The sequence below is a fragment of the Labrenzia sp. THAF82 genome (assembly GCF_009363435.1).
Taxonomy (GTDB): Bacteria; Pseudomonadota; Alphaproteobacteria; order Rhizobiales; family Stappiaceae; genus Roseibium; species Roseibium porphyridii.
In genome coordinates this window covers 5,079,768-5,103,184 of record NZ_CP045354.1, presented here as the reverse complement: position 1 = coordinate 5,103,184, position 23,417 = coordinate 5,079,768, and the positions used below count along the sequence as shown (strand labels likewise).

Below are 23,417 nucleotides of genomic sequence, written 5' to 3'. Positions count from 1 at the left end.
GGAAATCCAGCAGAAAACCCGGGCGGGAAGCCCGGGTTTTTTTATCTCTGCTCAAGTGTATCGGGCACTGATTCAGATTTGGCCTTTTGCGAGAAAGACCAAATCGAAAATATTGCTGCCAGAAGCACCACGCCCGCTCCCAGGTAATAGCCAGCGGCGATGGCTTCCGTTGTGATGTCTTTGAGTTCGGCAAGAGCTTGCGGCCAGTGGTCTCGAAGCTGATCAGTTGCTTTGGTCTGCGCCTGCTCTGATTGGAAAAGAAGCAGCTGCAGCTCTTGGCGTTTGTCAGCGACCGGCTCCAGCTTTTCCGCAACCATTGAAATCCGGTTTTTTTCAATGAGATTGATAACGGAGCCGATGCAGGCAATTCCGAACACGCCCCCTGTCTGCCTCAGAGTTTGCAATATCGCCGACGCGGTAGCGCGCTGTGTTTGGGATACGTGTGACAACCCTTCCGTGGTGACGGTGCTTGCCAGAAGGCCAAGCCCAAACCCAATCAGCATCATGCCCGGGACCAGCCAGATGATGTTGTTCAGCTCAAGAACGACGGCTTGCGAGAAGAAGCCTACCGAGATGGCAAGTGTCCCGGTTACGGCAAGTAGCCTGAAAGGGACTTTGTCAAACAGATACCCCGAAACCTGTGCCATCACTATGATCGTGAGCACCACCGGCATCATGGAAAGGCCGGTTTGAAATGGGGAAAAGGCAAGCACGTTTTGAATGAAGACAGCGCCGTAGACGACTTGACCGAGCATCGCGAACTGGATACAGAACAAGACAATGCCACAGCCGAAAAATACACGGCTCTTGAACATTGAAAAGTCGATGATCGATGCTCCTGTTGCGGGTTTGCGGAAAGGCAGAACGCCAAGAGCAAGCAATCCGGCAACCGCAAGGGCGAGCGAAATCGACACCGCCATGGTTCCGTCACCGAAGCTTTGAATAGCAATTGTCAGCGTGAGAATTCCGGCGACAAGCAAGAATGCCCCTTTAAAATCAAATGGTATGTCACTGCCTTTGGGAGCGTGTCCGCTGAACAAGACTGCGCTTGTGAACGTCACCAGTCCAATTGGAACATTGATCAGGAAAACCATGTGCCACGACAGGTGCTGGACGAGAAAACCGCCAAGCAGCGGACCGGCGGCCAGAAACAGCAAACCGCTCCCAACGTAGATCGACATAGCTCTGCCGCGCAGATCTGCCGGAAAAATGCCGAAGACAATCGCAGTTGCAGCTGGCTGCATGAGGGCTGCTCCAATGCCCTGGCCAATCCTTGCGAGAATGAAAACCTCCCCGGTTGGCGCGATCGCGCAAAGGAGGGAGGAAGCTGTAAAAAGGCCAACACCTGCTGTAAATGAGCGGTAGTGACCAAATCTGTCACCTGCCCAACCGGCACAGATCAATGCGGCAGCAAGAGCAAGCGTGTATCCGTTGACAACCCACTGCAACTCCATCGGGCCGAACGCAAAGGCACGTTGCAGCGGTGGGAGAGCAATCCCGATGACCGTTTGATCGATCATGATCATACCGATCGCTCCGGTCATGTTGACCAGGATGAGATACCGTTTGTCCATCGCCAATGAGCCTAACCGGTGCCTAAATACCGTTCATGAAGTCAACAATGGCATGTTGGGAGGCCGGTTCGTCAAGGATGGGACAGTGGCCCCGGCCCGAGACTTCTACAGCCGTCATGCGCGGAGCGATGTCCTGCATCTGTTTGATTGTCGCAGGCGCGGTTACATCGGATAAAACACCGCGAATTGAAAGAACCGGCAAGTTCAGTTCTGCCGCTTTTCTATGTGCAGCCCACAGATCACGGGGTGTCTCTTTGTTTTCGGCAAGAGCTTTTCCAAGATTGTCGTCATAGCGGTGATGCCACTTTCCGTCCTTCAAGCCATACATCGACACTGCCATGCGCTCATAGTCCGCGTCGCTCAAGCCTTCGAATTGAGCACCGACATGTTCTTTCAAGGTCGCCACAACTTTCGACAGATCTGCTTCATCAGGAAGCTTACCCGCGTAACCAAAAATGCGGGCCATGCCGGCAGTCTCGATTGTGGCCCCCAAATCATTCAGGATGGTTCCGGCCAGCATGTCAGGATGATCTTCGACCATAAGCATTGCGAGCAGCGCACCAAGTGAAGATCCGAGCAGAACAACGGGCTCTTCTTCAAGGTGTTGCCAGAACTCGTAAATGTCACGGATGTAAACCACTGTGTTGTAGTTGGAATAGTTCGGGTCGTGATCCGAAGTGTCCCGTCCGCGCAGATTCAGTGTGTAGATCCTGAAATTGTTCGCCAGCAGATTGGCGGCGGGATCTAGATCGCGGATATTTCTGGTCAGGCCCGGCAGCGCGATGATGGCCGGTTTTCCAGGAACTTTCTCTCCATATACGCGATAGGTCAGAGAGAGACCGTCTGACGTTGCGAAGGTCATGGCTTTATAGTTGCCGGAATCGTATCTGCTCTCAACTGAGCCGGTCATGTCTGTACTCCTGCCGGAAAAGCAAATGTGTGGGCTGAATGCACAAATAAATGAGCCTGTGCCCTAGGCTGCCGTGTTCCGGCGTTGAGACTTGCTCTTTTTCTTCGACGCAGATGCAGCATCGATTTCGCTCTGAATTCGGTTGTGGATGATGTAGTTGATTTGAAATGCGTTTTTGTCCAGCGCGTAGTCCGCGGACTTATAGCCGCTTTCGATTCTCTTCCCGATGGTCGTAGGACTGAAGTCGATCACATTGCGCAGCGCGGCTCTTTCTGCCGGTATTGTGAATATGTGGGAAATTGCTCGGAGGCGCATGAGGCTCTTGAAAGTATCACGCTCCCGGAGAGGAGAATCTTCCGGTAGATCCTGTTCAAGGTCCCAGAGCATCTCTGCAAACTCATATGCCTTGTCGTGACCTTCGAAGGTCTTCCAGAACTTGTCTTCGTATACAAGTTCGGTCATTCGGTCGATGGATTGGCCAAGATCCTTTGGCACATCCCCAAGAGCGCCGAAAAGCTCGATCACAAAGATTGGTAGATGGGCAGTCTCATGCTCGTTTAGAATGCGCACAAGGGACTGGATTGGGGTATTGTCGTAAATACCGCCGTCCCAATAATGCTCACCGTCAATTTCAATCGGCGGGAAACTTGGGGGCAGAGCACCGCTCGCCATGATGTGCTCGGGTGTCAAAGTGTGTGTCCGGTTTGAAAACCGCTCAATTTCACCTGAAACCACATTTGTGGCTGTCACGACCACCGTTGGCGCGTCGGGGGCGTTCAACCGGTCGAAGTCGATATAGCGCTGCATCGTTTCGAGTGCGGGCGAAATATCATAGATGCTGGGCCGCCGCCCCATGCCGAAAAGGGTGCCATGCAGTTTGAAGAAACGCGGGTGGCCCAGACTTGTGTAGGCGGTGTTGTAGTGTTGGAAGAGCGGAAAGGGATGCTCATGGCCGAGATAGTCCCACATTTCCAGAAGCGTTTCATGCGCTTCGCCATATAGGGGAGCTGCGAGCACGGCTGCGTTCAGTGCGCCAATCGACGTCCCGGTCAGGATCTCGGGCCGGTAACCGAGTTCGTAAATTCGTTTGATCGCGCCAGCCTCATAGGCTCCGAGTGCGCCTCCGCCCTGGAGGACGAGACCAACTTTTTTCGCTTTATCATTCATGACTGACCCATCCGGCAACAGAAGACGCATTGGCAGCGGTTGCTGCAGCGCAATAGAGTGATGGTCAGTCTGCGCGAGCATTATGGATGGCCTGTTAACAGCTAAGGTAAATTTGACTTAACCTGATAGAAAAACAGGAGAAATTTGGGTAGGTAATTGAATTCTATGAGCAAAATCAGGTTGCGCAGCTAAGCAGATTTATAGCGGCGTATTCGCTGAAATATCTCATCGGGATCGGCTGCAAGTGTATGCAGATTGACAATGACTGTGTCGCGGTCCGTTTCGTTTCGCCTGCAGCGCCAGTTCCGAAGCATGAGTTTCTTCCATGGCGGCAAGGCCTGATCTTTTTTGATTGCCTCTTTGAGCGGACAATTCAACTGGATTTCCAGGCGAACAAGAATGATGTTTCGAACCGATGTGCGCTTGATGTCGATCTCATGGACTGCTGCCCAGTTTATGAAGCCGATCCGCTCGACAAAAAGCCCGTCTTCATTTGCACCGAGCTGGGGATGTCCCTTTTCGACCATGGGATAGTGCCAATAGGCAATACCGAGCGGTACCAGCGCTGCTAGCGAAAGCAGCGGCAGGTCGGCTGCGATGCCGACCACCACCATGATCAGGCCCAGCAGCATGCAGCCATAGACAAGACCCTCGCCCTGGCTGCGATTGTAGCCGATAGCAAAGGGAACTGGACCTGTGGTTTCGTGCAATTGCCTTTCAGCCTTTTCCTGCGCACTGGATCGAGAACCTGAGAGAAGCTCGTCGTGCTTAACCGTCGAGAATTTCCGTTTCGTCGATCTTAATATCAAAGCCCTCCAAGCCGACATAGTGCCGTTCCCTGGAAGACAAGAGACGAATTGAACTGACACCGAGATCCTTGAGGATCTGTGCGCCTAGGCCAATCTCCCGCCATTGCTCCTGCCTTGACTGTGCTGAAGTATGCTCTTCATTATCGGCGGCCTCAAAGTCCGACCGTGTTCGTTTCGATTGGCGTGCCACGCCCGCAGAGCCTTCCCGCAAATAGACGATAACCCCACGCCCGCGTTCGGCGAAGTGTTCCATGATCTGATCGAGAGGCTGTGTTTCGCCAAAAACGTCATCAAGCACGGATTCAAGTTGCAGGCGCACGGGGACGCTTCGTCCGTCGAGGATATCGCCATAGACAATCGCCAAGTGATGCATCGGATCATAGGGCGTTGAAAACGTCATTGCATAAGCGGGGCCGGCGATGGTGTCTATGGGTTGTTCGTTGACCCTCTCGACCATGCGCTCAGTCCGCTGTCGCCAGGCGATTAAGTCTGAAACAGACACCATTTTCAGATCAAATTCCGCCGCGAATTCGGCGACCTGCTGGCCGCGCTTGACGGTACCGTCGTCGTTGACGAGTTCACTGAGGACACCGACCTCCTCCAGCCCGGACAAGCGGCAAAGGTCGACGGCGGCTTCCGTGTGACCGGACCTTATCATGACACCGCCTTCCTTGGCGACGAGTGGAAAAATATGTCCTGGCCGAACAAAATCCTCGGCAGCGGCATTCGGGTTGGCAAGGGCGTGTACGGTAGAGCTGCGCTCTTCGGCCGAGATGCCCGTTGTCAGTCCGTGCCGGTAGTCGACGGAAATCGTGAAAGCAGTCGCGAGCGGTGCATCGTTTTCTGCAACCATCGGGTCCAAACGCAGGCGGCGAGCCTGGGCAACAGTCATGGGTGCACAAATGATTCCAGACGTATGCCTGACCATGAAGGCCATCTGTTCCTGCGTTATCTTGGACGCTGCAACAATCAGATCGCCTTCGTTTTCGCGATCATCATCATCAGTCACGACCACCATTTCACCACGTTCGAACGCGCGGATTGCTTCTGCGACACGGGCCTGGGACACGGGATGCTCCTTGGTTGTAGACAGTCCGAGAAAGTCGTTGGGTGTAACCTCGCCATTGGTGGCAATGGCGATCTTGCGGGCCATGTCCCGCGAGACCCAGACATTCGGGTCATTGCAAAGGGCGGTTACAGAAGCGGGAGACAAGTTAGCCCGTCGCGCGAATGCGCTGCGGTTTTCCCCGGTCTGCAAGAGCCATTGATCGAGTCTCATGCTCGAGGATATAGGCCAGATTTCTTTCAGTCACAAGGTAATGACAGGCAAATTTTCAGTAAGCCTGAAAATCTAATTGCCTTTGACGTACTCTGCCACACGCGACACGAATGCCGGAACCATCCATCTCTCCTGCAAACCCTGAGCTGAGCAAAGACCAGTCAGGTCTTCTGTCAGATATGAGGAATAATAGGGTTCATGGAAAAGTTGCGGAAACAGCGACAGCAGGCCGTCATAATCTGGCACATCACCGGTTTGAAGACTGTCTACAAAAAGGAAGGACCCGCCCGGTTTGAGCACTCTGGCAACTTCCGCAATAACTTGCCGTCGTACCTTTGGAGGTAATTCGTGAAAGAGAAACACGCAAGAGACGATGTCCAGGGAATTGTCCGCGAAAGGCAGCTCTTCAGCCATTGCCGTGACGTAGCTGGCTCGCCGGGACGTTGCTCGGTCGCGGGCAACGTTGAGATAGGGCTCGGAGAGGTCGAGCCCGGTGCCCTTCAGGCGCGGAAATGATTTGAGCGCTGGACGCAGGAGTCCCCCGGTGCCGCAGGCCAAATCCACGTAAGCCACATGGCGCTGATCCTTGCGCTTCAGGATGTGTGCAAAGGGAACAAGCGCGCGGCGGCGCATGGCAGCTGTTGCGCCGGAAAAAAGCACATCTACCTGGAAATCATAGAGTTTGGCGCTGTCCTCAGAAAGCCAGCCATCGGTCTGGAAGTGAAAATTCTGGCGGTAGTAGCGGGGCAGGGCAGCAGCGAAACCTTCCGGGCTTTCATTCACTTCCTGATGTGCACCTGTCGCGCGTCGGCGCGCAACTTCCGGCACGTCCTTGAAAAAGGCTCGGCTTGTGGCGAGTAACTCGCCGGGTGTCATGGTGCCGTCCGACGGCATCGGATACAGCCCGTCTTCGACGGCTCTCAGGTCATCTGTGAAGAGCCGCAGGATATCGGCAAGCATTCGCCGCTGGCTCGGTACTGGCCCGTCGGGCGTGACTTTAGGTGTATCGGGTAGGTCATTCTGCAGGCGTCGATTCATGCGCCGCATGGCCTCTGAGTGGAGCGTGTAGAGCGTGACACGGCTCCCTTGGGCAAGGGCGTAACGTGATCTGCGGGCGAGCTTCAGGATGGGTGGACGTGACAGATCACGTTCTCTCGGTCTCAGGTTCTCGTCCGTTGGGCTCATTGCTCACTCCCGTGTCAGCACCGCCACCACTTCAATATGGGGCGAATAGGCGAACTGGTCCACCGGTGTGACGGTTTGCAGCACAAAACCACTATCGATCAGGATCCGGAGATCGCGGGCCAGGGTTGCTGGATTGCAAGACACGGCAACCACCTTTTTGACCTTCGAGTTTGCCAATTGTTCAGCCTGCGCCTGCGCACCGGCGCGTGGTGGATCGAACACGACTGCGTCGAAGGGTTCGAGTTCGTGGGCAACCAGCGGTCGTCGATAAAGATCGCGTTTCTCGAAGGTAACCTTCTTTAGCCCTTGCGGTTTTCGAAGTGCCTTGTCGAATGCGGAGATTGCAGCAGCGTCACCCTCGACAGCATGGACGTTGGCAACCCGCGCAAGACGAAGCGCGAAGGTTCCAACGCCAGAAAAGAGGTCCGCAACCGATTTTGTGTTTCCAATGCCCTCCAGCACCAGCTTCGAAAGGGCAACTTCGGCAGACCGTGTGGCCTGAGTGAATCCGCCGGGCGAGGCCACAATTCCAACTCCTCCCATGTCGAGGAGTGGTGGCCGCGTTTCAAGAAGAATTTCGCCATTGACGGTCAGTCGCGCCAGGTCAAGCTCCACGGTTTTTTGAGACAGTGAGGGGATCTTGCGTTCATACGTTTTGTCCGCCTTTTCAATTGCGACATCGAGCCCTGCCGTCGTGGAAAGAACGGTAAGACGCAGCTCGCCCTTCTTGGGCAGCAGTTGCGCTGCCAGAGACCTGAGGCCGGGCAGGGCACGCACAATGTCCGGGTCGAGAACAGGGCACTCGTGAACATCTACCAGACGGTGACTGGACTTCTCGTGGTATCCCAAAAGAGTGTGCCGACCGGCTCTTGTCGCGGTGAACACAGCTCTGCGTCGTCCATCCACTGTCGCTGCGACAACGTCTTGTACCGCAAAATCAATGCCGCGATCGCTGAGCGATTTTTCGACAAGGCTCCGTTTCCAGGCGAGATAAGGCGCTTCGGACAGGTGTTGCAAGGCGCAGCCACCGCACTTTTCATAGTGACGGCAGACGGGTTCTATCCTGTCCGGAGATGTCGTTTGCCAATGTGGATTTTTGGCGCGTCCGTTGACGACGTCCGCCAGGACTGTTTCGCCGGGCAAAGCGCCGGCTACATAAATCTGTCCGTCTTCGGTGACCGCAATGCCATCGCCGCGATGCCCCAGGCTCGAAACTTCAAGTTCTCTCTCTCTCATGGCTGAGCGATAGCGCCAACCTACCCCGGGAGCAAGCCCTGAAAGGTCTGCAGCAACACCGCACGAAGATGAGGATCACCCAGTGTTCACTTGTGAAACAGGACAAGGGACGGGTCGTATCCAATAGGTGCAAAGTTCAGGTTGGCTCTCCAACCTCCACAATGTGGCGATCCGGGTCATAGAAACGAAAAACCCTTTGTCCCCAGGTCTGCCTCTCTATCCCGTGGATCAGCTCCACATGCGGTGCAATGCGATCAAAAGCTGACCAAATGTCCGGGTCCTCGAAATAGAGTACGAGATTGTTCTTCCCGTAGGGCTCATTTACCTCAAGGGTCTCAGAAAACACTGTCTGCAGCAGAGAATGTCCTTCATGAAGGGCAAAGCCATTTGAAAAGCGCACAAAATTGCCGTGATCTTCGATGACTTTCAGAGACAGAACATTGCGATAGAAAGCTCTGGATCTCTCCATATCCGTCACGAATGGGAGCGGGTTGATGAACTTCATGAGGCTTTTGAAATCCGTTCTGGGCGCGTTCGAACCAAACTTGGGACGCTTAAATCGTCATGACTGCTTTTGGCCGTAAAGCAGATATTCTGTGTTGCCGTCTCCACCCTTGATGGGGGAAGGCACCGTGTCCAGTGCGCTCCAGCCCTGTTGGCCCGCGAGCCAAAGACGAAGGTCTTTCGCAGACCGTGCCGCGATGCTCGGATCTACCAATCCGCCCTTTCCGATCTTGTCCTTGCCGGCCTCGAATTGGGGTTTGACAAGGAAGACGCCTTCAGCACCGGGGGCAGCAAGGTCGAGAGCACGCGGAAGCGCGAGTTTCAGGGAAATGAAACTGACATCAGACACAAGAAGGGATGGTTGCTCGCCCTGAAGATGGTCGACTGTGAGATCACGCGCGTTAAGACCATCAGTCGCTGCAACCCTTGGATTTTGCCGCAGACTTTCGTGCATCTGATCGTGCCCGACGTCAATTGCGTGGACCTTGGCCGCACCGTGCTCCAGGAGAACCTGAGTGAAGCCGCCTGTTGATGCGCCAATGTCGAGACAGATCTTGCCGTTTGGGTCGATGCTGAAGGCATTGAGACCTTCGATGAGCTTCAAAGCCGCACGAGAGACGTAAGAAGCTGCTGGATCATCTACCGAGACTTTCGCTTCCGGACTTATCTTTTGGGCCGGTTTGTTGCAGACGACATCCTCAATCGACACGGTGCCGCGCAACACCGCGTCGCGCGCGCGGGCTCGACTGGGAAAAATACCAAGATCCACAAGGCGTTGGTCCAAGCGCTGTTTTGACATGAGCAGCTATTTAGCGATGTGTCGGCGGAAAGGGAAGTCACCGCTCTTGAAGGGCGGCGACGTCAGAAACAATTGGCGATCATGGAGATCAGCCTGTCTGCATAAACCCGTTCACCGGAATAGAACCACAATCCGATAGCGAGCGCGACAAGCACCGTCGCGCCTGTTGCCAATCCGAAATAAAGTGGCATTCGCATGTGGGTCCGTGATCTCCGGTATCAACCTTAAGAAGTTGCTGGAGCGTTCTTGATCAGACGCTGCAGCTTCTGAAGGGCGTTCTCTTCTGCCTCACCATAGGCAATCGTTCCGACAAATTTATTGTCGGCATCCATCAGGTAGACAGCTGCTGAATGGTCCATGGTGTAATCGCCGTCGTCAAGCGGTACTTTTTTGGCATAGACACGATAGGCCTTGATCATGGCATCGATCTGTTCGCGTGAGCCGGTCAACGGCATGATGCGCTCGTCGAAAGCCCACACATAGTCTCGCATAACTTCAGGCGTGTCTCTTTCCGGATCGACTGTAACGAAGGCATAATTCAGTTTGCCGGCATCTTCACCAAGTGCCTCAAGCCAGCCCTGGAGCTCGGCCAAGGTCGTCGGGCACACATCCGGGCAATAGGTGAAACCGAAGAACAGCACGAGTGGTTTGCCGGCGAAGGTTTCATCGGTAACTGTCTCACCGGAGCCACTGACGAGCTCAAAGGGCCCCCCTATTGCGGCCAACGGCTCAATCAGGCCGCCTGAGTTGTTGTTGCCCGCAGTCTGCTGATAGACGAGCGCTCCGGATACAACGGCCAGGACGGCAACCGCCGCCCAAGCCAGATACCGGAAGAGTTTCAAGCCAGACATGGAATGTCCTCTTCTTCAAGACGCTTAGTTCTTGCTGTGATCCATTTTGCCATGGTCCATGTGACCGGCCTCCATGGATTTCGCACCCATTTTGGCAATCGCCAGCTCAACGGCAACGTCACCAGCTTTCTCAAAGGTCAGAACAACAGGAACGGTTGCGCCCTCTTCGAAAGACTGGTTCAGACCCATGAACATGATGTGCAAGCCACCTGGCTTCAAGGTTACGGTCTCGCCTGCGGGGATATCGATGCCGCCTTCAAGCTCACGCATCTTCATCACACCGTCCGTGACGGCCATTTCATGCAGTTCAACCTTGCCTGCAACATCGGAGGAAGCTTTGACCAATCTGTCGGCTTCAGCACCGGAATTGACGATTTCGACGAAGCCGCCGCCGGCTTTCGCTTTGGGTGGGGTCGCCCGTGTCCAAGCATGGCTGATGCTCAGATCGCCAGCTGTGTAGTCGCCTGCTGTCGCAGCAAGCGAAACAAATGTAAGCGCCGTCGCTGCGGCGATGGATTTCCAGAATTTCATAGCATTTCCTTGAGGTCTGAATTCGTGTTGATTTTCAGATCAGGGAAACTGGGGGTGCGCGGATTGAATTGAACCGGCCGGCATCGGATTTCCAACTGTCCTCGTAAGCCCAAACCCAACTTGGGGTGCCGGATGCTTGATTGGGCTCGGTAAGGCAGGCATTGCCGGCGAGACAAGGGCCAAGAGCACAGCCATGAGCACAAACCGGACCACACTGACAGGAGAGCGCGTCGTGTTGTCCAACTAAGTTTTCAAGCTGTCCTGATGGCTGACACAAGCTCGTAAAGCCTGCCGCCGCCGCCGCATTTGGCGAGAGGGCGGTCGCAAGGACGGTGATGCAGAGCCGCATGGCAAAGGCAAGAGCAGCAAACGCGACCAATGGGTGGCGTTCCTGGCGCAGCACTTGCAGTTGTGAAACACGCGAACTCATGCCTCGGCTATACGCCTAATCCTTGATCAAGTCGAGGGACGAAACAGCGCAGGTCACGCCGCCATCAGGTCGGTGATTGTGGCTCTGTTGTCTTGTCCTTTGCAGACGTTGTTGCGTTTTCAGCCGATGCGTTCGTTGCATCAGGATCACTTGCGGCCTGCTTTGTTTCTTCAGTGCCGTCCGCCTCCTCAGTGGCTTCGAAATTGTAGATGTCATCCTCATATGCGGGGAATTCTTCCGGCGGAATGACATATTCCTCGGCTTCAGCGTCCAGTGGCTCTGACGAAATGACGGTACCAACCTGAGCAGTCGATGCATATTCGAAGTCTGTCTTCTCGGCTGCCGGAAGCGCTCTGCGGCGGACAACGCGTGTCAGGATGAAGGTGACCATAATCAGATTGGACCCAATCACCATGTAGAACAAACCGGACGGACCGGTGTTGCTCATGACTGTGGAAGCGATCAACGGGCCCGCGATTGAGCCGATGCCGAAGGAGAGCAGCATGCCGGAGGATGTCTCGACAAAGTCCTCCGCCGCCGCATGGTCAAAGGCGTGTGCAACCGCAATTGCGTAAAGCGGTTGTGCGGACATGCCAATCAGTACGCCCATCAAGGCGGCTACGACAAAGGTGCTTGGAGATACCAACACGATCGCAAGGGATGTGGCCGCCGTTGCAACACCAAGGCCGATCAGAACCCGGCGCCGGTCGAAGAGGTCCGAAAGACGACCGACAGGCCATTGGGAAATGAGCCCGCCGCCAAAGAGCGCTGCTGCGAACAAAGCCGCCTCGTTTGTCGACAAGCCGATCTGAGATCCATAAAGAGGTGAGAGCGTGAGGATCGCACCCTGTGTCGCCCCGATAAAGACAACGCCGACAAAAGCTGCTGGTGAGTTCTTGTAGAGCTGGATCGGCCGGAAGCGGACCAGCGTGATCGGCGCAGGCTGCGTGGAAGTTGTCAGCGATACGGGCATAACCGCAAGACTGACGGCAACCGAGGCAATCGCAAAGGGAACGAACGTCGCAATGTTCATGGTCGCGATGGAGATCTGACCTGCCATGAGAGCGCCGAACAGCACGACAATATAAAACGACATCACTGTGCCGCGGTTTTCGTTGGTGGCGCTCTCGTTCAGCCAGCTTTCTGCAATCATGTAAAACCCGGCAAGGCTGAAACCGGAAATCATCCGAATGACGATCCAGGCGTATGGGTCAATAAACACCGGATGCATGATCGCAGCCGCTGACATCAGCGAAACCAGAGCGGCAAAGGCACGGATATGCCCGGCGCGCATAATGATCAGGGGTGCTCCCAGACAGCCAAGCACCATACCGAAGAAATAAGCCGAAGACATTGCCCCGATTTCGAAATCGGAGAAATAGTATCGATCGGCAGCCAGTGGCAGCAATGTCGTTTGAAGCCCGTGCCCGAAGATGAACAGGGCAACGGAAAACATGAGTGCGGACACTGAAAGAAGCGTCTGAACCATGGCTGCCTCCCGCGTGCTGAAAACAATACAAAAAGCGCCGGATGAAACCGACGCAAATGCTACTGGCAATCAGCCTTTTCAGTTCTGAAGACGCGTGTCAATCAAGATTCATTTCCGGCCCACAAGCGCGTTGCCCGGATGCCCCAATACCGCGTCGCTGTGACGCTTATGCACGCTGTGGTGCAGTCAGGGCTTCTGTCCCGAGAGCCGCGAAAACCGTACGCATGATGCCGTCGCAATTCAGGCCCGCTGCCGCATACATGGCATCGGGCTTGTCTTGATCCAGATAGGTGTCCGGCAAAGCAAGCGTGCGAATTTTTAGCCCGTTGTCCAGCAGGCTCTCCTCGGCGAGACGGGTTAGAACATGACTGCCGAAACCACCGTTTGAGCCTTCTTCGACGGTAACGAGAACCTCATGCTCCCGCGCCAGGCGGCGGATGAGGTCCATATCGAGCGGCTTGGCAAAACGCGCGTCGGCTACGGTTGTCGACAGGCCTGCAGCATCCAGTTCATCTGCCGCTTTCAGGCACTCGCTCATGCGTCCACCGAAGCTAAGCAGGGCGACCTTGGTGCCCTCGCGGCGGATGACCCCTTTGCCGATCTCAAGCACACTGCCGCGTTCCGGCATATCAAGTCCGACACCTTCGCCGCGCGGATAGCGGAAGGATATAGGTCCCTGGTCGTAGGCGACTGCTGTCGCCACCATGTGCCTCAATTCCACTTCGTCCGCAGCTGCCATGACCACGAAGCCCGGAAGGCAGGACAGAAAGGCTGTGTCGAATGCACCGGCATGTGTCGGGCCGTCAGCACCCACCAGACCCGCCCGATCAATCGGGAAACGGACCGGAAGTCCCTGGATCGCGACGTCATGAATGACTTGGTCATAAGCCCTTTGCAGAAACGTGGAATAGATCGTCGCGAAGGGTTTGAAACCTTCCGTTGCCATTCCGGCAGCGAAGGTCACAGCGTGCTGTTCGGCAATGCCGACATCGTAAGTGCGTTCAGGAAACGCTTCGCCGAAAAGGTTCAGGCCCGTGCCGTCGGGCATTGCAGCCGTGATCGCAACAACTTTTTCGTCTGCTTCAGCTTCCTTGATCAGGGACGTGGCAAATACATTTGTGTAACTCGGCGCGTTTGCCTTCGGCTTGGCCTGCTTGCCCGTCACCACATCGAACTTGGCAACACCGTGATACTTGTCCTTGGCGCCCTCGGCCGGCCCATATCCTTTGCCCTTTTGTGTAACGGCATGGATCAGAACGGGACCGTGATGTGTGTCTCGAACGTTTTTCAGAATCGGCAGAAGATGATCCAGATTGTGGCCGTCGACCGGGCCGACATAGTAGAAACCAAGTTCTTCAAACATGGTGCCACCGGTCCAGAAGCCGCGCGCATATTCTTCAGCGCGAGCAGCCTTTTCAAAGACCGGCTTTGGCAGGTTCTTGGCGAGATTTTTGGCAGCGTCCCGAAGGGTCTGGTATGTCGGGCCTGAAACAAGCTTTGCAAGATATGCGGACATGGCACCGACTGGCGGCGCAATCGACATGTCGTTGTCATTCAGGATCACGATAAGGCGGGATCCAAGGTGTCCGGCATTGTTCATCGCCTCGTAAGCCATTCCGGCAGACATGGCACCGTCACCGATTACCGCGATGACATTGTTGTCTCCACCGTTCAGGTCGCGTGCGGCCGCCATACCGAGTCCGGCTGAAATCGACGTTGAAGAGTGAGCGGCCCCGAATGGATCGTAGACGCTTTCCGCCCGTTTGGTGAAACCGGAAAGGCCTTTTCCCTGGCGCAGCGTGCGAATGCGGTCGCGTCTTTCCGTCAGGATCTTGTGCGGATAGCACTGATGTCCAACATCCCAGATGATCTTGTCGTCCGGTGTGTTGAACACGTAATGCAAGGCAACTGTCAGCTCGACGACACCAAGGCCTGCTCCCAGATGTCCGCCGGTAATCGAAACGGCGTCAATGGTTTCTGAACGCAGTTCGTCCGCGAGCTGAAGCAAGTCCGCTTCATTCAACTCGCGAAGTTCAGCCGGCGAAGAAACTTTGTCGAGCAGTGGGGTTTCGGGTCTGGAAGTCACTCTTAAGACGGCTCCAAGATTTCAGGCATGGCGGGCAGGCATACACCAACGGGATATAGCGCGCAAATGGTGGTGTTGGAATGCGCCATTTTAGCCTTGTGGTTCCTTCGGATGAGAAGCTGTGTCGATCGAATTTTCAAAATAGGGTCGCACTGGTGCAAATGCTGCGCAACTTTTGACGAAATTATACGTAATCACCCGTTTGGGTGATGCATCTTTGCTGGATCTGGCCTAATGAATTTAGCGTGGTCGATGGGGCCACGTGCACAGTGATCAACTTGGGGTCGCATCTCGCGGCCCCATTTTTTTGTTCAATTCAGTGTCTTGAAGTCACTATATAATATTATTTTCAATAACTTACATAATATTTGAGCCAGGTCGCTGACCTTTCCTAAAACAGTCCGGCGAGCCTGTAGATCAGGCTTGCGAGTTGCAGTTGTGTGTGCGCGCCTGTCTTTTCATAGATGCGCCTGAGATGGGTTTTGGCAGTGTTCCGCGTAATGCCCAGGTGCTCCACGGTCTCGTTCATTGATCCGGTCATTGTCAGGTTTCGGGCCAAATGGGCTTCTGACTGGGACAGATCGTATCTGTCCTGCAGAACCTGCTCGAGTTCTTCCGGCAAATCCGCCGGTTCGCTGACGCTGACAAGAAACCAGGGTGTCGATGTGGAGCCGCTGTCCGCCAGTGCCGGAGGAACCATTTCGATCGCAACTCTGCGAGGCACGTTGTCTGCCGTGGTTACGTAGACGGATCGGGTCTGATCCGCGTTACCTGGAGACTTGGAGTTTTGTTGCGGTGATTTGCACTCTGCCGACAAGTCCTGAAGGGCGGCTTCGATCAACTTGTTTTTGACGACAAGTTTGCCGCGCCTCGGCTCAGCAGCATCGATATCTGCAAACGCGGTTGAACCGGTAGGTGTTGCTGCAAGGATGTTTCGATCAGCACTGATGAGAATGACGGAACGGTCCAGAGATGAAAGCAGAACCTGCTGCATCAGATTGCCGACGCGTTCCTTTTCAAGCTGAAAATGCAGGCTAAGAGCCGGTGAGATTGCTTTGGTCAACCGCCGGAATGTCTCACTGGCAACTGCAACATCAACTGTTTCGGGCGTGTGTTCCACGAAGAAGCATCCAAAGAGAATGGTTGTTCTGTCGCCTCGCCAGACAGGAGAGATCAATCCAGGCGCTTGTTGAAAGGGGGGGACAGCGTCCGCCGCGGACAATTGATCCGCTGCACCTGGCTGATCCTGACTGGAAACTGCATTTGATCCAGGCGTGTGCCGGTTCAGGGCAGTTTTGCAATAAGGATAATAAAGGGACGCTTCGCTGATCAGGAACTGGAGCGCAGTTCGCCCGCCCTCTGTTTCAATGCGCTCAAGCACAGCTCCGAAATCTCTCGCAGGTGCTTCGCCGCCAAACCCGGAAAGCGGGTCACCATCATCGTCAAATTCGGAGAGAAAACACTTGCAGCCGAGGCTGGAATCGATTGCTTCAAGAATCCGGGGCCATGCCTCCGATTGTGTTGAGCACTCAAGGACGCGTAAAAGTAGTTCCACTTCATCTGTTTTGCTAAGTGCAGGCATACAGTGTTTGATCTACTAATTATTACATAGAGTCCTCTTGAGGTCGCAAATATTGATATCAATTCGATATAAACATTGCAATATAAAACGCTTGTTTTGACTGTGAGCTCTGTTGGAAGCTCGCGTAACGTCGCGTAGATCTGTCGTTGACCAAGCAAAGGGATCAACTTTGCAAGTGTCCTTTGAAGAGGCAGTGTCTTCGAAAGTGCAGGTGTGACGGGCGGCAGGGCGTGTAAGGCTGAAACCCCCAGTGTCGCAAAGCGTCTTTACGGCAAGGGGTGAATTCTATTGCGGATCGAGCGTCTCGCTACCGCTCGGCTCTCCGTTTTGTCCGAGCTGAATTTTCTCAACCTTGGCTTCGGCAGATTTCAGCAGTGTATCGCAGTGTTTGCGCAAAACGTCTCCGCGTTCATACATCTCTATGCTGCGCTCAAGCGGTACATTGCCCTGTTCCAGTTCTCTGACGATCGTCTCCAACTGCTTGAGTGCCTCTTCAAAAGAAAGGCTGGCAATGTCGTTTGCAGCGTCGGTCATCAGAGCGGTTCCTGGTTTGCGTCCAGCGCCAAGCAGCGCCTTGGTGCAAACTTGCGGGCTTGGCCGCCAAGGTCAAGACCCTGCGGACCTATGACTTGAAAGATCCCCGTGCTTTTGAGGCCACAGACCTGAAACGCCTGTCACCCGGTCATCAGAGTCATGACATGGGCTGCGGTTGAGCGGGCCAATCCTTCAAGATCATACCCTCCTTCGAGTACGGAAATCACGTGGCCGTCGCAGTGCTTGTCCGCAACATCCATGAGCGCTCGCGTGGCCCAGGCGAAGTCTGCCTCAACCAGATTGAGCCCTCCCAGAGGATCTCGTGCATGTGCGTCGAAGCCGGCTGAAATGATCACCAGTTCGGGCGCATAGTGATCAAGCCGGGGCAGTACGATTGCCTCGAAGGCTTCCTTGAATCCCGCGCCGTCTTCACCGGGAGCCAAAGGCACATTTACAATTGTGTTTGCTTCACCGGTTTCGGATGCGGCGCCAGAGCCCGGATAGAGAGGCATCTGGTGTGTGGAGCAGTACATGACACTCGGGTCATCCCAGAAAATATCCTGGGTTCCGTTTCCGTGATGCACGTCAAAATCGATGATCGCCACTCGGTCGATGCCATATTTGTCCTGCGCATATCGAGCAGCAACTGCAACATTGTTGAAGAAGCAAAAGCCCATCGAACGGTCTTTTTCCGCATGATGTCCCGGTGGGCGCGAAGCCGAGAAGGCGTTGTTGACCTTTTTGGTCAGCACTTCGTCCACCGCTCGGCACGCGCCGCCGACGCCGCGCATTGCTGCTTCCCAGGTGCCTGGCGACATGGTCGTGTCAGCATCCACACGCGCGGTGCCTTCCTTGGGAGCGAGCCGGTGCAGATGATCCACATAACTCATCGGGTGGGCACGTGCGATATCTTCAACGGCCCCCATTGGAGCGAGATCACGCTCAACAGACTGGAATTTTTCGTGCTCCAGAATGCGATCGATCGCGCGTATCCGGTCGGGTCGTTCCGGGTGCCCAACCGGTGTAAGGTGATCCAAGTAAGATGTGTGGTGCAGGATGAGCGTGGACAAAGGGGCGTTTCCGGACGTTATTTGATTAAATGTTGTCCGGGCATCAGAACTGTTGCGTCTGAAGCTGTCAATTAACGATAGGTATCAGAACGTGCAGAGGCCTACAGGTGCTTTCCGCCAAAAAAAGAGGCCGGCAATATTGCCGGCCTTGGTAAAGGTGCGAGCACCGCAATGCCCGAGGGGAGGTCCGCTGCATCTCAATTCTGATTGTTAAACTACGTGATTCCAGTAAGGGAATGCGAGCTTTTTACCGTAATCCCTCTGCATGTCGGTGTTGATAAGTATGTTGGATGCCCAATTTTGACCGTTCTTATTAGGCGGTTTGCTTAAGAGAAGTTACGTCATGATGAGAGCGTATCTTTAAAACTGGCTGACGTTTCTTGCCGTGTCATGAACTTAACTTAAGTTGATTAGACACATTTTCACGCCTCGGCAGACGTGCGGGAGCTGCTGATTTTTAAGGCTTTTTTAACGAGTGGTAAAGAAAGCGGCAAAATTTTCATCGCCAGGTTGCTGAGCTTTCGATGTGAAAGTCAGACCTTCAGCCGGTTCCTCGCGGGGCGGCCGCGCGACGCAACCGGTCGTTGATCGCCTCACCCAGCCCAAAGTTGGGGATAATTTGTGCGCGAATGACGTCCGCACCGCTTAAATCGAGCGTCCGCATAGCGTGAAATAGGTTTGCAGCCGCTTCGGCGAGGTCGCCAGACGGACTCAAATTGAATTCGGAAAAGGCTCCATCTGCGCCCGGCAGTGGGTCCGGACCGAATGACAATAATGCGTCTGTTGGACTGGCCTCGGTCGCGTTCATAATCAGCTTGGCATCTGGTGCGTAGTGCGACGACAGCATTCCCGGAGCAGTCGGTGCATTTTCTTCCGCATTGGCTTCAGTGCATTCAAGGTGCTCGTCGAGAACCGCCTCGATGTCCTCGCGCGCAAGGCCGCCCGGACGAAGCAGGAGCGGTTGGTCGTCCACGAGGCCGACAATCGTGGATTCGATCCCCACAGGACAGGGGCCAGTGTCGACAATGGCTCCAAGTGCAGGACCAAGATCCGCGATGACGTCCTCTGCCCGTGTCGGACTGATCCTGCCTGATCGGTTTGCGCTTGGTGCTGCGAGAGGTCGCCCTGTCTTTTCAGCGAGGAAGCGCATGACCGGGCCTTCCGGGACACGAAGTGCTACGGACGCAAGTCCGGCAGTTGCCAGATCGGAGATTGTCGAGGATGGTCTCCGGGGGACAACCAGTGTCAAAGGGCCTGGCCAAAAAGCTCTTGCTAGGCGGATTGCCTTGTCGTTGAACTCTCCGTGCTCAAGTGCCGTTTCAGTTGACGGCAAATGAGAGATCAGCGGGTTGAATTGTGGTCGTCCCTTGGCTTCAAAGATCTTTGCGCAGGCGACCCCATTTGTTGCATCTGCTGCAAGCCCATAGACGGTTTCCGTAGGAATTGCAGCAAGGTCCCCGTTCAGCAACACTTCCGCGACCGCGTCTGCCTGCGGTGCGGATTGCCAGTCCGGCAAATTGGTATCGAGGGTCCAGCGCTGCATCCAACACCTAATGATCCATAGATTTCAGAAGCCGGCGAACGGTTAACACAAAAAGTCGGTGACCTGCCGCAGGGGCATGGGTTGACGTTAACGTCAACTGGTCTATTGTCCTGTCCAACTGCTGTACACACGCGCCTTTTGCGGAGAAGCCCGCTTCGCGTCAAGCTTAAAACAGCGAAAAACAATAACGAACGTCGCAAACCGGCCGTTCGTGGGAGGACCTGAATGTATCGCGCACCAGTCGAGGAAATTGCTTTCACCTTGAAGCGTGTCTGCGGCCTGGAGGATCTGCAGGACAATCCGCATCACGCTGAGTTGGGGGACGACCTGGTTGATGCGATCCTGAATGAGGCCGGGCGGTTTGCATCCGAGGAAATTGCGCCACTCAACTCCGTTGCAGATAAGCATGGCACACCTTTGGTGGACGGAAACGTATCGACACCTCCTGGCTGGCGCGAGGCGTATCATGCATGGATCGAAGGTGGTTGGAACGGCTTGACGGCAGCACCGGAGCATGGCGGACAGGGATTGCCCCAGATGCTTTCGGCAGCGGCGATGGAGATGTGGAACTCCGGCTCAATGGCATTCGCCATAGGTCCGACGCTTACTATCGGCGCTGTTGAAGCGATGGAAAAGCATGCGTCCGATGAGTTGAAAGCCAAGTATCTTGAGAAGCTGGTTTCTGGCGAGTGGATGGGCACGATGAACCTGACGGAGCCTCAGGCAGGATCGGATCTAAACGCACTCAAGGCCAAGGCAGAACGTGCCGACGACGGCAGCTATCGCGTCTTTGGGCAAAAAATCTTCATTACCTACGGCGACCATGACCTGACCGAAAACATCATTCATATGGTGCTGGCACGTTTGCCGGACGCTCCCGCGGGTACCAGGGGTATCTCGCTGTTTCTGGTTCCAAAGTTCCTGGTCAATGATGATGGTTCGCTGGGTGAGCGAAACGACGTCAAGGTCGCGGGCGTTGAGCACAAGATGGGCATTCACGGTTCACCCACCTGCACCATGGTCTATGGCGATGAAGGTGGTGCCAGGGGATGGCTGATCGGCGAAGAAAACCGGGGTCTGGCCTGTATGTTCACCATGATGAACAATGCACGCCTGGCTGTTGGGATCCAGGGACTGGGTGTTGCAGAACGTGCCTATCAGCACGCCCTGGGTTACGCCGTCGATCGGCGGCAGGGCAAGGCACCTGGAGACAATAGCAAAGGCATGAGCCCGATCGCGCGTCATCCGGACATCAAGCGCATGTTGCTTGGCATGAAATCGCGGACGCAGGTTGCGCGCGCCGTCTGTTACGCCTGTGCGCATGCGATCGACATGTCCAACGTCGTGGACAACGAGGTTGAACAGGCATTCTGGAACGATCGTGCCAGTCTGCTGACGCCAATTGCAAAAGCACTGTCGACGGATTTCGGTGTTGAGGTCGCATCCCTCGGGGTGCAGATCCATGGCGGTATGGGCTTCATTGAAGAGACCGGTGCAGCACAGCATCTTCGTGATGCTCGCATCGCACCGATTTACGAAGGGACGAACGGGATCCAATCCATCGATCTTGTTCTGCGAAAGCTGCCTCTCGCCGGTGGAGAGCACATCAAGGGATTTATCGACGAGCTCAACGGGATCGCCAGCGAAGTTGCTGCATCCAATCGTCCTGAATTCGGAGCCGCGTCGGAACGTCTTGTCGCCGGCATCAAGGATCTGGAAGAGGCAACAGACTACATGCTTGCCGCATTGTCGGAAGGCAGGGTTGCCGATGCGCTCTCCGGTGCAACGCCTTACCTGCGCATCGCAGGGCTGGCACTTGGTGGCGCATTGCTTTGCAAAGGCGCTCTGCGCTCTTCAGAAGAACCTGCTGCCAGAATGGCGGAACGCACGCTTCTGGCACGAAGCTACTGCGAAACGCTGTTGGGCGAAACCGCGGGTCTGAGATCCGACATTCTGCTGTCAGCCGAGGCGATCACGGCCTTCGACGCAGAAGCCTTGGCCTCCTGAAAGCGCCGATTGGAGAATTTGGGGTGATCCTGAAAACACTTGAGAACGGCGTTCAGACATTGCGTCTGAACAGGCCGGAGAAAAAGAACGCCCTGACAGGGCAGATGTACAACGATCTTGCCGAAGCTTTGGAGCAGGGCAACAGCAATACGGATGTGCGCTGTCACCTGATCTGCGGCCAGCCCGAGGTGTTCACCGCCGGAAACGATATCGGCGATTTCCTGCAATATGCGGGCAAGGTCGCCATTTCAGACACACCGGTCGTCCGATTTCTGCGAGCTTTGGTTCGAAATCAGAAGCCTATTGTTGCATCGGTTGACGGCATTGCCATTGGCGTCGGCACGACACTGCTGATGCATTGCGATATGGTGTTTGCAAGTCCGCGTGCGCTGATCCGTTCACCCTTCGTCGATCTGGGCCTGGTGCCCGAGGCCGGTTCCAGTCTCCTGGGGCCGCAATTAATGGGGCATGCGCGGGCATTTGAATTGCTCTGTCTGGGCAACGCATTTTCAGCTGAAAAGGCGGCACAAACCGGGCTGGTCAATCAGGTTGTCCCTGAAGATGTCGACGCGGTTGCTCTCTCCTGTGCTTTGGACATTGCCTCAAAACCACCGGAAGCCATGGCTTTGTCCCGCAAGCTGCTGCGCGGGAATGTTGATCAACTGTCCGACCGGGTGGAAGAAGAGATTCAGATTTTTGCAGCCCGATTGACCGCACCGGAAACGATTGCTGCCTTTCAGGCATTCATGATGAAAAAGAAGGCCTGATCGAACGTCCTGGCACCAATTGGATGTCGTGGCGAATTTTGGCTGACACACTGTGGAGGAGGTCTTCATGTCCCTGAAGGGAAAGACACTTTTTATCACCGGCGCTTCTCGTGGCATTGGAAAGGCCATCGCATTGAGGGCCGCCCGTGATGGCGCGAACATTGCGGTCGCCGCCAAAACTGCGGAACCTCACCCGAAGCTGGAAGGCACGATATTCTCAGCTGCAGAAGAAATTGAGGCTGCCGGTGGCAAAGCGCTGCCAATCGTCCTTGATGTGCGCGACGATGAGGCGGTCAAGGCCGCAATCGACAAAACGGCTGATCATTTCGGCGGGCTCGACATACTGGTCAACAATGCCAGTGCCATACAGCTGACACCTCTTCAGCAAACGGACATGAAGCGGTTCGATCTGATGCATCAGATCAACACGCGTGGCACGATGGCTTGCTGCAAGCATGCGATTGAACACCTCAGACAGGCCGACAATCCGCATATTCTCATGTTGTCTCCACCCCTCGACATGAAGGAAAAGTGGTTTGCTCCCTTCACGCCTTATGCGATTGCCAAATATGGCATGAGTCTTGTTGTGCTCGGCTTGTCGGGAGAACTCCGGTCCAAAGGCATCGCCGTCAATGCGTTGTGGCCGCGCACAACAATTGCGACTGCTGCAATCAAGAACATAATCGGCGGCGACAAGATGATGCAGCAAAGCCGAACACCAGATATTCTCGCCGACGCTGCTTATGAGGTTTTCACCTCTCCATCGCGAGACTTTACGGGCGAGTTCCTGATCGACGATACCTTCCTTGCAAGTCGTGGCGTATCCGACTTCGACCGCTACCGCGTTGACCCGAGCCTCGCGCTGGCTCCGGATTTCTTTGTTCCAGATGATAGCGAAGCGCCATGCGAACTGGGGCCGATTGCTGAGTAAGCCAGGCTTGAACACTAGTTCGAACGGGCTTGCTTTTTTGGGTCCGTTCGGGCAATTTTTCGGAGCCGACGAGGGCGGCGACCGGATCCGCGGAAAGCGCAAGCACCCTGACCATTGACGACATATGCCGGTT

Annotated in this window: 21 protein-coding genes; 3 read left to right on the top strand and 18 right to left on the bottom strand. The window is 55.1% G+C overall.

Annotated elements, in window-relative coordinates; genetic code table 11:
• Nucleotides 1-41: 41 nt before the first annotated feature.
• From FIV00_RS23350 to FIV00_RS23270, 18 genes are all read right to left on the bottom strand, one after another.
• Nucleotides 42-1,574 (bottom strand): MFS transporter, encoded by a 1,533-nt coding sequence (locus FIV00_RS23350; protein ID WP_152503008.1) that lies wholly within the window; start codon nt 1,572-1,574, stop codon nt 42-44.
• Nucleotides 1,575-1,596: 22 nt separating this feature from the next.
• The gene (locus FIV00_RS23345) at nt 1,597-2,484 is read right to left on the bottom strand and encodes an alpha/beta fold hydrolase (RefSeq protein WP_152503007.1); all 888 of its coding nucleotides are present in this window, start codon (nt 2,482-2,484) and stop codon (nt 1,597-1,599) included.
• Between the two features lie 63 nt (nt 2,485-2,547).
• Nucleotides 2,548-3,651, bottom strand: a complete 1,104-nt coding sequence (locus FIV00_RS23340) for a patatin-like phospholipase family protein (protein WP_173006119.1) — start codon at nt 3,649-3,651, stop codon at nt 2,548-2,550.
• 188 nt (nt 3,652-3,839) lie between these two features.
• Nucleotides 3,840-4,361: a hypothetical protein gene (locus tag FIV00_RS23335; RefSeq protein ID WP_152503005.1), complete on the bottom strand. Its 522-nt coding sequence runs from the start codon at nt 4,359-4,361 to the stop codon at nt 3,840-3,842.
• A 58-nt stretch (nt 4,362-4,419) separates the two neighbouring features.
• Nucleotides 4,420-5,739: a 3,4-dihydroxy-2-butanone-4-phosphate synthase gene (gene ribB / locus FIV00_RS23330; RefSeq protein WP_152503004.1), complete on the bottom strand. Its 1,320-nt coding sequence runs from the start codon at nt 5,737-5,739 to the stop codon at nt 4,420-4,422.
• Between the two features lie 72 nt (nt 5,740-5,811).
• On the bottom strand, nt 5,812-6,924 hold the full coding sequence (locus FIV00_RS23325) for a class I SAM-dependent methyltransferase (protein ID WP_152503003.1): 1,113 nt from the start codon (nt 6,922-6,924) through the stop codon (nt 5,812-5,814).
• Nucleotides 6,925-6,927: 3 nt separating this feature from the next.
• Nucleotides 6,928-8,160 carry a class I SAM-dependent RNA methyltransferase gene (locus FIV00_RS23320; protein ID WP_152503002.1) on the bottom strand — a complete coding sequence of 411 codons (1,233 nt, stop codon included), beginning with the start codon at nt 8,158-8,160 and terminating at the stop codon, nt 6,928-6,930.
• 136 nt (nt 8,161-8,296) lie between these two features.
• The gene (locus tag FIV00_RS23315; protein ID WP_152503001.1) at nt 8,297-8,665 is read right to left on the bottom strand and encodes a VOC family protein; all 369 of its coding nucleotides are present in this window, start codon (nt 8,663-8,665) and stop codon (nt 8,297-8,299) included.
• 57 nt (nt 8,666-8,722) lie between these two features.
• Nucleotides 8,723-9,463: a TlyA family RNA methyltransferase gene (locus FIV00_RS23310; RefSeq protein WP_152503000.1), complete on the bottom strand. Its 741-nt coding sequence runs from the start codon at nt 9,461-9,463 to the stop codon at nt 8,723-8,725.
• A 62-nt stretch (nt 9,464-9,525) separates the two neighbouring features.
• Nucleotides 9,526-9,660 (bottom strand): hypothetical protein, encoded by a 135-nt coding sequence (locus FIV00_RS30455; RefSeq protein WP_256366668.1) that lies wholly within the window; start codon nt 9,658-9,660, stop codon nt 9,526-9,528.
• A 27-nt stretch (nt 9,661-9,687) separates the two neighbouring features.
• Nucleotides 9,688-10,314: an SCO family protein gene (locus FIV00_RS23305; RefSeq protein ID WP_152502999.1), complete on the bottom strand. Its 627-nt coding sequence runs from the start codon at nt 10,312-10,314 to the stop codon at nt 9,688-9,690.
• A gap of 24 nt (nt 10,315-10,338) precedes the next feature.
• Nucleotides 10,339-10,845, bottom strand: coding sequence for a copper chaperone PCu(A)C (locus FIV00_RS23300; protein WP_152502998.1), 507 nt, complete (start codon nt 10,843-10,845; stop codon nt 10,339-10,341).
• Between the two features lie 494 nt (nt 10,846-11,339).
• Complete coding sequence (locus FIV00_RS23295) at nt 11,340-12,764, bottom strand: MFS transporter (RefSeq protein WP_152502997.1); 1,425 nt, start codon at nt 12,762-12,764, stop codon at nt 11,340-11,342.
• 166 nt (nt 12,765-12,930) lie between these two features.
• On the bottom strand, nt 12,931-14,850 hold the full coding sequence (gene dxs / locus FIV00_RS23290) for a 1-deoxy-D-xylulose-5-phosphate synthase (RefSeq protein ID WP_152502996.1): 1,920 nt from the start codon (nt 14,848-14,850) through the stop codon (nt 12,931-12,933).
• A 391-nt stretch (nt 14,851-15,241) separates the two neighbouring features.
• On the bottom strand, nt 15,242-16,405 hold the full coding sequence (locus tag FIV00_RS23285; protein WP_152502995.1) for a helix-turn-helix transcriptional regulator: 1,164 nt from the start codon (nt 16,403-16,405) through the stop codon (nt 15,242-15,244).
• A gap of 312 nt (nt 16,406-16,717) precedes the next feature.
• On the bottom strand, nt 16,718-16,966 hold the full coding sequence (locus FIV00_RS23280) for an exodeoxyribonuclease VII small subunit (protein ID WP_152502994.1): 249 nt from the start codon (nt 16,964-16,966) through the stop codon (nt 16,718-16,720).
• A gap of 140 nt (nt 16,967-17,106) precedes the next feature.
• Nucleotides 17,107-18,036, bottom strand: a complete 930-nt coding sequence (locus FIV00_RS23275; RefSeq protein WP_152502993.1) for a histone deacetylase family protein — start codon at nt 18,034-18,036, stop codon at nt 17,107-17,109.
• Nucleotides 18,037-18,577: 541 nt separating this feature from the next.
• Complete coding sequence (locus FIV00_RS23270; RefSeq protein WP_152502992.1) at nt 18,578-19,579, bottom strand: L-threonylcarbamoyladenylate synthase; 1,002 nt, start codon at nt 19,577-19,579, stop codon at nt 18,578-18,580.
• 225 nt (nt 19,580-19,804) lie between these two features.
• Between FIV00_RS23270 and FIV00_RS23265 the strand changes: the two genes are divergently transcribed.
• The 3 genes from FIV00_RS23265 to FIV00_RS23255 all read left to right on the top strand — a co-directional run bounded on the left by FIV00_RS23265 (nt 19,805) and on the right by FIV00_RS23255 (nt 23,284).
• Nucleotides 19,805-21,586: an acyl-CoA dehydrogenase gene (locus FIV00_RS23265; protein ID WP_152502991.1), complete on the top strand. Its 1,782-nt coding sequence runs from the start codon at nt 19,805-19,807 to the stop codon at nt 21,584-21,586.
• 23 nt (nt 21,587-21,609) lie between these two features.
• Entirely contained in the window at nt 21,610-22,353 is a 744-nt protein-coding gene (locus tag FIV00_RS23260) for a crotonase/enoyl-CoA hydratase family protein (protein ID WP_152502990.1), read from the top strand.
• 67 nt (nt 22,354-22,420) lie between these two features.
• Nucleotides 22,421-23,284 carry an NAD(P)-dependent oxidoreductase gene (locus FIV00_RS23255; protein ID WP_152502989.1) on the top strand — a complete coding sequence of 288 codons (864 nt, stop codon included), beginning with the start codon at nt 22,421-22,423 and terminating at the stop codon, nt 23,282-23,284.
• Nucleotides 23,285-23,417: the final 133 nt, after the last annotated feature.

Bases quoted from the DNA above. Each gene is read 5' to 3' on its own strand.
- FIV00_RS23270 (WP_152502992.1), bottom strand. From the start codon at position 19,579: ATGCAGCGCTGGACCCTCGATACCAATTTGCCGGACTGGCAATCCGCA.
- FIV00_RS23300 (WP_152502998.1), bottom strand. From the start codon at position 10,845: ATGAAATTCTGGAAATCCATCGCCGCAGCGACGGCGCTTACATTTGTT.
- FIV00_RS23345 (WP_152503007.1), bottom strand. From the start codon at position 2,484: ATGACCGGCTCAGTTGAGAGCAGATACGATTCCGGCAACTATAAAGCC.
- FIV00_RS23340 (WP_173006119.1), bottom strand. From the start codon at position 3,651: ATGAATGATAAAGCGAAAAAAGTTGGTCTCGTCCTCCAGGGCGGAGGC.
- FIV00_RS23310 (WP_152503000.1), bottom strand. From the start codon at position 9,463: ATGTCAAAACAGCGCTTGGACCAACGCCTTGTGGATCTTGGTATTTTT.
- FIV00_RS23315 (WP_152503001.1), bottom strand. From the start codon at position 8,665: ATGAAGTTCATCAACCCGCTCCCATTCGTGACGGATATGGAGAGATCC.
- FIV00_RS23350 (WP_152503008.1), bottom strand. From the start codon at position 1,574: ATGGACAAACGGTATCTCATCCTGGTCAACATGACCGGAGCGATCGGT.
- FIV00_RS23305 (WP_152502999.1), bottom strand. From the start codon at position 10,314: ATGTCTGGCTTGAAACTCTTCCGGTATCTGGCTTGGGCGGCGGTTGCC.
- FIV00_RS23265 (WP_152502991.1), top strand. From the start codon at position 19,805: ATGTATCGCGCACCAGTCGAGGAAATTGCTTTCACCTTGAAGCGTGTC.
- FIV00_RS23280 (WP_152502994.1), bottom strand. From the start codon at position 16,966: ATGACCGACGCTGCAAACGACATTGCCAGCCTTTCTTTTGAAGAGGCA.
- ribB (WP_152503004.1), bottom strand. From the start codon at position 5,739: ATGAGACTCGATCAATGGCTCTTGCAGACCGGGGAAAACCGCAGCGCA.
- FIV00_RS23320 (WP_152503002.1), bottom strand. From the start codon at position 8,160: ATGAGAGAGAGAGAACTTGAAGTTTCGAGCCTGGGGCATCGCGGCGAT.
- FIV00_RS23295 (WP_152502997.1), bottom strand. From the start codon at position 12,764: ATGGTTCAGACGCTTCTTTCAGTGTCCGCACTCATGTTTTCCGTTGCC.
- FIV00_RS23255 (WP_152502989.1), top strand. From the start codon at position 22,421: ATGTCCCTGAAGGGAAAGACACTTTTTATCACCGGCGCTTCTCGTGGC.
- FIV00_RS23325 (WP_152503003.1), bottom strand. From the start codon at position 6,924: ATGAGCCCAACGGACGAGAACCTGAGACCGAGAGAACGTGATCTGTCA.
- FIV00_RS30455 (WP_256366668.1), bottom strand. From the start codon at position 9,660: ATGCGAATGCCACTTTATTTCGGATTGGCAACAGGCGCGACGGTGCTT.